Origin of the sequence: Streptomyces sp. SID3343 (genome assembly GCF_009865215.1) — a bacterium.
Taxonomy (GTDB): Bacteria; Actinomycetota; Actinomycetes; order Streptomycetales; family Streptomycetaceae; genus Embleya.
Genome location: NZ_WWJX01000318.1, coordinates 1 through 10,290, shown reverse-complemented (window position 1 = coordinate 10,290; position 10,290 = coordinate 1). Strand labels below are relative to the sequence as shown.

The following is a 10,290-nucleotide window of genomic DNA, read 5'->3' as shown; positions in this document are numbered from 1 at the left end:
CTGCTCGCCACCCGGTCGCGGGCGGGGAGGGCGACCGCGCCCGCCACGAGCCGATCGCGGGCCCACAGGGCCACGTGCACGGCCCAATCGGTGCGCCCTTGCTCGCCGTACTCGCGGGATCCGTCCAACGGGTCGACGATCCACACCCGATCCGCCGTCAGCCGCGCCGGATCGTCGGCGCCCTCCTCGGACAACGTCGCGTCGACCGGGCGCAGCCGGGCGAGTTCGGCGACGAGGTGTTCGTGCGCGGCCCGGTCCCCGCGTGCGCCCGCCGCCGGGCCGGAGCCCTCGCGCAGCCGCACGAGCAGTCGCCCGGTCGAGGCGGCGAGCCATTGTGCGACGGTCGCGTCGTCGTCGATCGGTGACGGGTAGGTTTCGGTCATTCCGCCCACTCCTCGGATTACCTTCTTGTGAAGTTACTTCATTAGAAGCTACTTTCGATCACCTGACAAGCCGTCAGATGTCCGCAGGGCCATCTCGGCTCGCCTGCGAGGGATCGGAGCCCGCCTGTGAGTTATCGGCTCACCCATCTCGAAGCCCTGGAGTCCGAGGGCATCCACATCGTGCGCGAGGTCGCCGCCGAGTTCGAGCGACCCGTACTGCTGTTCTCCGGCGGCAAGGACTCCGTCGTCATGCTGCACCTGGCGCTCAAGGCGTTCGCGCCGTGCCCACCGCCCTTCCCGATCATGCACGTGGACACCGGACACAACTTCCCCGAGGTGCTCGCGTTTCGCGACCGGCACGCGGCCGAGGTGGGAGTACAACTCGTCGTCGCCTCGGTAGAGGAGTCGATCGCGGCGGGCCGCGTCGTCGAGGAGACCGGCCCACGCGCGTCCCGCAACCGGTTGCAGACCACCACGTTGCTCGACGCCATCGACAAGCACCGCTTCGACGCGGTGTTCGGCGGCGCGCGCCGCGACGAGGAGAAGGCCCGCGCGAAGGAACGCGTGTTCAGCTTCCGCGACGAGTTCGGCCAGTGGGACCCCAAGAACCAGCGCCCCGAACTGTGGAGCCTGTACAACGGCCGCCACCGGCACGGCCAGCACATCCGCGTCTTCCCGCTGTCCAACTGGACCGAGTTGGACATCTGGCAGTACATCGCCGACCAGGACATCGAACTCCCGTCCCTGTACTACGCGCACCGCCGATCGGTCTTCGAGCGCGACGGCATGCTGCTGGGCGTCGGCGAGTTCGTCACCCTGCTCGACGGCGAGCAGCCGTTCGAGGAGACCGTCCGCTTCCGCACCATCGGCGACGCCACCGGCACCGGCGCCGTCCGCTCCGGCGCCGCGAACGCCCACGAGGTCGCCGTCGAGATCGCCGCTACCCGGATCACCGAACGCGGTGCCACCCGCGCCGACGACCGCGTGTCCGAGGCCGGCATGGAAGACCGCAAACGCGAAGGGTACTTCTGAGCATGAGCACCACCACCGGCATCGCCCTCGGCCACACCGCCCCGATCGACCCCGGATCCGTCGAGATGCTGCGCATCGCCACGGCGGGATCCGTCGACGACGGCAAGTCCACGCTCATCGGCCGCCTGCTGTACGACGCCAAGGCCGTCTTCGAGGATCAACTCGCCGCGGTCGAGGACACCTCCCGACGCCGCGGCAACACCCACACCGACCTGTCACTGCTCACCGACGGCCTGCGCGCCGAACGCGAACAGGGCATCACCATCGACGTCGCCTACCGCTACTTCGCCACCCCCAGGCGCAAGTTCATCATCGCCGACACCCCCGGGCACATCCAGTACACCCGCAACATGGTCACCGGCGCCTCCACCGCCGACCTGGCCATGGTGCTCGTCGACGCGCGCAAGGGCATCCTCGAACAGTCCCGCCGGCACGCCTTCCTCGCCGCGCTCCTGCGCATCCCGCACGTGATCCTGTGCGTCAACAAGATGGACCTGGTCGACTGGGACCAAGGTGTGTTCGAGGCGATCCGCGCCGACTTCACCGACTTCGCCGCGCGACTGGACATCCCCGACCTCACCTTCCTGCCCATGTCCGCCCTCCGCGGCGACAACGTGGTCACCCGCAGCGCCAACATGCCCTGGTACGAGGGCACTCCGCTCCTGCACCACCTGGAGGAGGTACACGTCGCCTCCGACCGCAACCTCGTCGACGCCCGCTTCCCCGTGCAGTACGTCCTGCGCCCGCGCGACGGCGAACAGCGCGAACACCACGACTACCGCGGCTACGCGGGCACCGTCGCCGGCGGCGTGCTGCGCCCGGGCGACGAAGTGGTGGTGCTGCCCTCCGGGTTCACCACCCGCATCGCCGCGATCGACGGCCCGGACGGCTCGGTTGCCCAGGCGTTCCCGCCGATGTCGGTGGCCCTGCGGCTCACCCACGACCTCGACGTCTCACGCGGCGACATGATCTGCCGTCCGCACAACCGACCCCGTACCGGCCAGGACCTCCAGGCCGTCGTCTGCCGGCTCGCCGAACACGGCGACCTGCGCCCCGGCGCCACCTACGTGCTCAAGCACACCACCCGCACCGTGCGCGCCAAAGTCACCGAACTGCGCTATCGCCTCGACGTCGACACCGGACACCGCCGGCCCGACGTGTCGTCCCTCGCGCTCAACGAGATCGGCCGCGTCACCCTGCGCACCACCGCCCCGCTCTTCCACGACCCCTATCGCCGCAACCGCACGACCGGAAGCTTCATCCTCGTCGACGAGGCCACCGACAACACCGTCGCCGCCGGCATCCTCCTGGACGACGCGTAGGAGGACGCGCAGGACGGCACGTCAGGCAAGGCAGCAGGTACGGCGGCGCGGCGGCCGCTCCGTACACACGTTTGGCGAGGTACCCCGTCGGTTGGGGTACCTCGCCAAACGTGCGTACGCGGCGTCCACCGCGGTCCGGTCAGCCGTAGTTGAAATAGAAGCTGCCGCCGTTGTTGGCCGCGAGGATCAGGAGCAGGACGAACAGCGCGATGTCCACGATGCCGAGGATGATGCCGGCCTTGGCCATGCCCGCGTTCCGGGCGCCCGCACGACTGCGGCGCAGGCCCACCGCACCGAAGATCACGGCGAGCGGCCCGAGGATGATGTTGAACAGGAACACGCCCACGATGCCACAGGTCAGCGCCGCGACGGCCATTCCGTTGCTGCCCGTGCGCGTGCGATCGAACATCTTGTTGTGCGTCGATCCGTAGCCGGCCATGGTGTGCGTCTCCTCGTCTCCTGAAGTGAATTCCCTTACCGCTGCTCGGAATTCGCCTGCCCCGGAGAAGCCGGGACATGCCACCCGCGGCACACGTCGTCGCGGATCGGCTCGTCGGCCACGGCCTGCGCCGAGCCCTTCCCGGTGGCCACGCGCTCCATCGTCCCGAGGGCGAGGCGCGGTGATCCGGTCGTCGGTGGTCGGGTTTCGGTCAGATCGCATCGTTCGGGGATGCCACCTCACGCGCACCACTACAACGGGAACTCTCGCACCCACCCAGGAGGATGTCCGCGATGGATCTCGGACCGATCGGCATTTGGAGTCTGGCCTTCACACACGGGGATCGCGCCGAGGCGTGCGACGCCGCGGCCGAATTGGAAGAGCTCGGGTACGGGGCCGTGTGGCTCGGCGGGAACCCCGGCGGCAACCCGCGCGGCGACCTGGTCACGGCGGCGAACGTGCTGGCCGCGACCGACCGGATCACCGTCGCGACCGGGTGCGTGTCGATCTGGGACCGGACCCCGGAACGACTCGCCGCCGCCTACCACGCGCTCCCGCACGCACAGCGTGACCGACTTCTGGTGGGTCTCGGCGTCAGCCACGCCGAGATCACCGACCGGTACGGGCGACGACCGCACGACGCGCTGCGCAGCTACCTCGACGCCTTGGACGCGCTGCCTGCCCCGCTCCCGTCGAGCGCGCGCATCATCGGCGCGCACGGGCCGCGCATGACTCGGCTGGCAGCGGCAGGAACGGCCGGTGTGCATCCGTATCTGGTCGGCGAATCCCATGTCGCGTGGGCCAGATCGGTGCTGGGCGAGGGGCCGACCCTGGCCTTGGAGCAGACCGTTCTCTTGCACACCGAGACCGATGTCGCCCGCGCCAAGGCTCGCGGCATGCTCGCCCCATACCTGGCCCTGGCCAATTACCGAACGGCCTGGCTGCGAGCGGGGTTCGCCGCCGCGGACCTGGCCGGCGGCGGCAGCGATCGGCTCGTCGACGCGCTGTTCCTGTGGGGAAAGCCCGACGAGATCGCCGACCGCCTCACCGAACGCCGCCGTTCGGGCGCCGACCATGTCGCCGTCCAGGTGGTCACCGACGATCCCCGCGTCTTCGCCCGACAGGAATGGCGCGACCTCGCCCCGGCCCTGCTGTAAGCCTTCTCCGGCGGTAGCGCCCTCCCCATGCACGGTGAGCCCGACAGGGCGATCCCGAAGCGGACAGCCGCTTCGCCCCGCGCGATCGAGGGCAAGGGTTGCGGCCGGGCGGTGACCCGACGGTCACCGCCCGGCCGGATCCGGAGATCGGTCACCGGGCTCAGGAGGCGGACAGCAGTGCCTCCAGGGCTGCCGCCGTGGCCGGGTGACGGTCGAGCAGGGCCGCGCCCGCCGGGTCGGGATCCGCCGTCGACCACGTCCCGTCACAGCCGAGCAACTCCGCCACCGCGTCGCATGTGGCGGGATGAGCCGCGAGCAGCGCGAGCCCGCCGCCGACCGCGCGCCGAGCCGACGGTACGGCCGCCGGTGGGGACTGCCACGGCGGCACCCACGCGTCCAATGCCGCGAGTCGACCGGGGAAGACCCGCCCGGCCTCGCGGATCAGCAGCGGCGCGAGTTCGGAGCCACCGGAGCGCAGCGTGCGGATCAGCGTCGGCAGCCACGGCAGCAGCACCGGGTCCGGCAACCGGGCGAAGGCGTTCGAGACCGCCTCCACCACGAAGTCGGTCAGCTGCGGCACCGGTTCCAGCGCGTGCACGAATCCGCTGAGATAGTGCGGATAGGCGGGCAACACCATGGGGTTTTCCAGCAGTTCGTCGCACCGTGCGCGCAGCTCGGCGCGCGACAACCCGCCGAGTTGCAGCTGCGCGGCCCACAGCAGCGCCACCTTCGCCGGCTCCTCCGGATGCGACTGCGCGACCGCCAGTTCCAGCTGGGTCCGATCGCAACCCAGCGACAGCGCGAGGCCCTCCATCTGGAACAGGAAGCCCAGCGTCGCCGCGACCTGGCGCACGGTCGCGTCCTCGTCGACGAACGCCGTCGGCAGGAGCGTGCAGTAGTGCGCGTAGCCGGCCTTGACGAAGGACTCGATCCACGGCGGGAGCTCCGGCTCGCCGGTCCGATAGAAGGCCAGCAACCGCCGCACCCGGCGGAGTACTTCCGGCGCGCCGTCGACGCCCCGCTCGGACGTCAGGACCTCCAGGGCACGCGCGCCCAGTTCGTCGGCGAGGCGTCGGCCGCGGAGATACAGCGTCGCGTCCTCGACCGCCTCCAGGATCACCGCCGCGGTCGCCTGCGGAGCGTGCGCGGTGCGCCGAAGCCGCTGCTCCAGTACCTGTTCGATACTGACGCCCTCGTAGCCGAGCTCGATGAGCGCCCGCTGATGGGTGCCCAGGGCCAGGTCCCACGACTCCTGGATCGGTCGCTCGCCGAGCCGTCGCTCGCCCATGATCGGCCGCGCGGTACCGGGCGGCATCAAGTAGCGCAGCATCCACAACACGTCGGAGCAGCGCTCCAGTTCGGGCCGGGAGGCGATGTCGAGCAAGGCCCGCCGTACGCCGCGCTGTTCCAGGTTGAGCTGCAGCGGCGCGAGCCGGTCGTGCACGTCGCGGGCCAAGGGCGGCAGCGCGTCGTAGCCGACCTTGCCGATCCTGTCCCCGCCCATCATGATCTCGACGAGGCGGCGCACGTCGCGGCGACCCGGCACGGCCTCCTTCTCGATGCACGTCACCGCCGCGTCTTGGAAGTCGTACGGCGTGGGCCTGGCCCGGTCGCGCATCCCGGCCAGCAGGATCGACGTCTCGAACACCGAGATGGCGTCGGCGGTGGAGGCGAGGTAGCCGTTGCGGCGCGCGGCGCGCACGATCTCGACCGACCAGCCGAGCAGTTCGGCCTCGTCCAGGCGATCGAGCACCGGCGGCTGTTGCAGGAAGCCGGACAGCTTGTCGGCGGCCGGGCCTGCCGCCACGGGTGCGGGTACGGCCGCACCCGTGGTCTTCCTGGCCTTCGTGCTCTTCTTCTTCGTGCCCGCCTGTCCGGCCAACCGGAACGGCGTCACACCGGTGCGCTTGAGGTTCTTCGCCCACACGGTGGCGGCGATCGACACGGAGCCCGCGGCGAGGCCGAACTGCGCCTCGATCGCGGCGTGGCTGGACGGGATCAGGCCGTACTGCCACGTGGTGGCACTGCGCGGGCCGATCTCGAACGTGTCGGCGCCGTGGACACCGAACTCCTCGACCCGGGCGGCCGCGTGGAACGCGCCACAGACATAGAGGCAGTCCGCGGGATCGGTCCCGGTCGCCGCGAGGTGCTCGCGCATCCGGGTCCACATGTGGCGTTCGCGGTCCTCGTCCACCCGCACCTTGCGCGGATCCCCGGGCGCCAGGCGCCGGAACAGGCTGCCGATCAGGAGCATGACCTGCCGGTAGGTGTCGTGGTCGCAGTCGCCGAGCGGCAATTCGACGTACTGGTGCCACCATTCCGACCAGTGCCGCACGCGACCGTGCCGCAGCAGGTGTTCCTCCAACTCGGCGAAGCGCGGCCGCAGGTCGCCGATCTCCAGGCCGACCGCGTCGCCGTGCAGAGCGCTTTCCTCGTCGGCCGGCGTCGTGTCCGGATCGCCCGGTTCGGCGGACTTCTCGGTGCCGCGCGGTTCCCACTGGAAGACGTGGTCGGAGGAGCGGTCGACCAGGACCAGTTCGACCCCGGGTGTCTCCAACGCGTAGGCGATCGCCTGGTATTCGGCCGACGCCTCGGTGATCGGGGCGACCACCGACAGCGGGGCCCACTCGACGGGGAAGCCCTCGATCTCGCTCGCGAACGCCTGGAGTGCCACGGGAAGCGTGCAGTTGCGCAGCTCGGACAGCAGCGGCGCCATGTCCTCGCACAGCTCCAGGTACACCACCTTCGGTTGCTTCTCCCGCAGCCGCCGGGCCATCGCGGTCGCCGAGGCGGGTGAATGGTGGCAGACGGGAAAGATCTCCAACGGCTCGCGCACGGCACGGTCGACGTCGTCGACGATGCCGAGCAGGATGCCCTGCAGCGCGTCGGGGCCGTCGGCGAACACGCCTGCGGCTTCGTGTAGCTGGGCACGCAACGCGTCGAACGCGCCCTCGGGCGCGGGGCCCCTCACAGCGCTCACAGCAAGCCCACCGCTCTCGGCGCCGGCGGCACCTGCGGCACTCACCGCACTCGCCGCACTCACGACAGGACGGCGATCGCGTCGCGGCCGCCCTCCAGGAACTCCGGCCAGGGACCGCCCTCTTCCTTCCCGCGCGGCTCGACGACGCCGTGCAGGTACTTGTTGATGATGGCCAGGTCCTCCGGCTCACGCCGCGCCAGTGAACCGACGAGCGAGGCGGCGAGCGTGCGCGCGGTCAAGGCGCGGTCGCCGAAGAAGTTGCTGTGCAGGATGGCGTCTTCGAGCACGCCGATCTGTTCGGCGGTGGACAGCGCCGACTCCAGTTTCTCGTCGTCGCTGCCGGCCGCGGCGGCTGCGGCGCGCAGGTCGGCAAAGCTCTGCAGCAACACGTCGAGCAGCGTCGGCGGCACCTCCAGCTCGATGCTGTGCCGGCGCAGCAGTTCCTCGGTGCGGAAGCGGACGATCTCCGCCTCGCTCTTCTTGTTCGTCACCACCGGGATGCGCACGAAGTTGAACCGGCGCTTGAGCGCCGAGGACAGGTCGTTGACGCCGCGGTCACGGCTGTTGGCGGTGGCGATGATCGAGAAACCGGGCTTGGCGAAGACGATGTTGTCGTCGTCCAGTTCCGGTACGGAGACGTACTTCTCGGACAGGATCGAGATCAGCGCGTCCTGGACGTCGCTGGTGGAGCGGGTCAGCTCCTCGAAGCGGCCCATCGCGCCGGTCTCCATCGCGGTCATGATCGGCGAGGGGATCATCGACTCCCGTGACTGGCCCTTGGCGATCACCATGGACACGTTCCACGAGTACTTGATGTGGTCCTCGGTGGTGCCGGCGGTGCCTTGCACCACGAGGGTGGAGTTGCGCGATATCGCGGCGGCCAGCAACTCGGCCAACCAGCTCTTGCCGGTGCCGGGGTCGCCGATGAGCAGCAGGCCGCGGTCGGAGGCCAGGGTGACGATCGCGCGCTCGACGATGGAGCGGTCGCCGAACCACTTCTGCGAGACCTCTCGATCGAGGCCGTCGGAGCGCTCGGAGCCGAGCACGAACAGCCGCACCATCTTGGGCGACAGGCGCCACGTGAAGGGCTTGGGGCTGTCGTCGATCGACTCCAGCCAGTCCAGTTCCTCGGCGTACTTCAGCTCGGCGGGGGCGCGCAACAGGTCGGACATGACGGTGATGCCTTTCTAGGCGAGGAAGGTCTTGAGTTCGTGGACGAGCTTGCGGATGTGGCCGGAGATCACCGGTGTGCCGAGGTCCTTGAACCGCTCGCGGAACCAGGGGTTGACGCTGCCGCGCCCGGAGCTGGTCACCGAGCCGACGGGGATGAACTTCGCCCCGGAGCGGTGGATGGCGGCCATGCTCTCGAAGAGCGGTTCGGTGCGCCATTCGTAGAAGTCGGAGATCCACACCACGACGGTGTTGCGCGGTTCGGCGATCTTCGGTTGGGCCAGGGCCATCGCGACCGTGCCGTCGGTACCGCCGCCGAGGTTGGTGCGCAGCAGGGACTCGAAGGGGTCGTGCACCCACGGCGTGAGGTCGATCGCCCGCGTGTCGTAGGCGATCAGGTGTACGTCCACCTTGGGCAGCCCGGCGAAGATCGACGCGAGGATGGTGCAGTTCACCATCGAGTCGACCATCGAGCCCGACTGGTCGACGACCACGATCAGCCGCGTGGGCGTGGTCTTGCGGACACTGTGGCGGTAGAAGAGGCGGTCGACGTACAGCCGCTCGTCCTCCGGGCTCCAGTTGGGAAGGTTCTTCCAGATCGTGCGGTCGATGTCGAGGTTGCGGAAGACCCGCTTGGGCGGGATCGAGCGGTCGAGCGAGCCGACGGACGCCTTGGCCACCTGCGTGCGCAGCACCTCGGCGACCTCGTCGACGAAGCGGCGGATCAGGGCCTTGGCGTTGGCGAGTGCGACGCCGGACAGGTTGTTCTTGTCGAGCAGCAGCTGCTCGATGAGCGACATGCTCGGGGTCAGCTGCGCGGCGAGCCTGGAGTCGGCGAGCACCTCGCGCAGTTGCATGCGCTTGACCAGACCGGCCTCGATGGCGCCGAGTTCGGGGCCGATGGTGGGGATCAGGTTGGTCAGGTCGGGCGTCGCGTGGCCGCCGCCGGTTCCGGTCGGGGAGACGCCCACGCCCGCCGAGCGAGCGCCGCCGCCGCGCAGTTCGCCGGGCTTGCAGCCGAGCGCGCGCTCGAACCAGCCCGCGTCGGACTGCCAGCGGGACAGTTGTCCGGCACTGACGGTGCCGGACCCGGTGGCCAGGACGTTGAGCAGCACCTTGGACACCAACGCCGCGCGTCGCACCTCGGCGGCGCGGTCGCGGCCGTCCTCGTCGGGGTCGGGCACCATCAGGCCGTCGAACTCGTCGGCCAGGTCGGGGTGGCGCTGCACGATCGAGTCGACGGACGCCTGTGGGTCCAGGAGTGCGGGCGGCAGGCCGATGTCCTCGACGACGGCCAGGCTCGCCGATTCGAGCGTGGCCTGCTCTTCGGGGTCGAACAGGCGCGCGAGCAGGCGCCAGTACAGGACTTGGCGTCGGTTCTCGTCGGGATCCACCGCGGGGGTGGGTTCGGTGGTCGGCTCGCTCATGTCCGCAGCAGCTTTCCGGCGCGCTCACGCAGCACCGCCACGGCCTCGGTGGCCGCCTTCTCGGCCTTGGCGCCGAGTTTGTCGGCCGTGCCGCCGGCCCACGCCCCGGCGTGGACGACGACCGTCTTCTTCTTGACGACCGCCTCGACGGCGAGCGGTTGGACCTCGAACGCCCCCGCGTCCCAACGCAGCAGGCCGATGCACGCGGTCGAGGTCGCGACGGCCTCGGGGGTGAGCGGGCCGGCGGTGGGGATGCGGTCGGGCTCGACGGCGAGGCGGTGCCCGGCGAGGATGAACCCCATCCCGTCGTCGTCTCGTCGGACCTCGTAGTTCTCCAGGAACACCGGCATCGCGATCTGTGCCGGGTGTCGGTCCAGGGG

At 70.1% G+C, this 10,290-nt stretch carries 8 protein-coding genes and 1 pseudogene; 3 read left to right on the top strand and 6 right to left on the bottom strand.

What is annotated here, in order from left to right; genetic code table 11:
- A partial coding sequence (locus GT354_RS10835; protein ID WP_275942257.1) for an inositol monophosphatase family protein occupies window positions 1-383 on the bottom strand: 383 nt, incomplete at its 3' end.
- A gap of 126 nt (window positions 384-509) precedes the next feature.
- On the opposite strand from GT354_RS10835, the gene cysD reads away from it, so the two are divergent.
- On the top strand, window positions 510-1,415 hold the full coding sequence (gene cysD / locus GT354_RS10830; RefSeq protein ID WP_161356070.1) for a sulfate adenylyltransferase subunit CysD: 906 nt from the start codon (window positions 510-512) through the stop codon (window positions 1,413-1,415).
- Window positions 1,416-1,417: 2 nt separating this feature from the next.
- Entirely contained in the window at window positions 1,418-2,737 is a 1,320-nt protein-coding gene (locus tag GT354_RS10825; RefSeq protein WP_161356069.1) for a GTP-binding protein, read from the top strand.
- Between the two features lie 139 nt (window positions 2,738-2,876).
- On the opposite strand, the gene GT354_RS10820 is transcribed toward GT354_RS10825, so the two are convergent.
- Window positions 2,877-3,176 carry a DUF4190 domain-containing protein gene (locus GT354_RS10820; RefSeq protein WP_161356068.1) on the bottom strand — a complete coding sequence of 100 codons (300 nt, stop codon included), beginning with the start codon at window positions 3,174-3,176 and terminating at the stop codon, window positions 2,877-2,879.
- A gap of 293 nt (window positions 3,177-3,469) precedes the next feature.
- On the opposite strand from GT354_RS10820, the gene GT354_RS10815 reads away from it, so the two are divergent.
- Entirely contained in the window at window positions 3,470-4,333 is an 864-nt protein-coding gene (locus tag GT354_RS10815; protein WP_161356067.1) for a TIGR03620 family F420-dependent LLM class oxidoreductase, read from the top strand.
- A 160-nt stretch (window positions 4,334-4,493) separates the two neighbouring features.
- Here GT354_RS10815 and GT354_RS10810 read toward each other — a convergent pair whose 3' ends face one another.
- The 4 genes and pseudogenes from GT354_RS10810 to GT354_RS10795 form a co-directional block, all read right to left on the bottom strand.
- Window positions 4,494-7,304: a DUF5682 family protein gene (locus GT354_RS10810; protein ID WP_161356071.1), complete on the bottom strand. Its 2,811-nt coding sequence runs from the start codon at window positions 7,302-7,304 to the stop codon at window positions 4,494-4,496.
- A gap of 68 nt (window positions 7,305-7,372) precedes the next feature.
- Window positions 7,373-8,485, bottom strand: coding sequence for an AAA family ATPase (locus tag GT354_RS10805; RefSeq protein ID WP_161356066.1), 1,113 nt, complete (start codon window positions 8,483-8,485; stop codon window positions 7,373-7,375).
- Window positions 8,486-8,500: 15 nt separating this feature from the next.
- Entirely contained in the window at window positions 8,501-9,910 is a 1,410-nt protein-coding gene (locus tag GT354_RS10800) for a VWA domain-containing protein (protein ID WP_161356065.1), read from the bottom strand.
- Window positions 9,907-10,290 (bottom strand): annotated as a pseudogene (locus tag GT354_RS10795) (hypothetical protein); the annotation flags it as partial. The pseudogene GT354_RS10795 and the gene GT354_RS10800, both read right to left, overlap by 4 nt.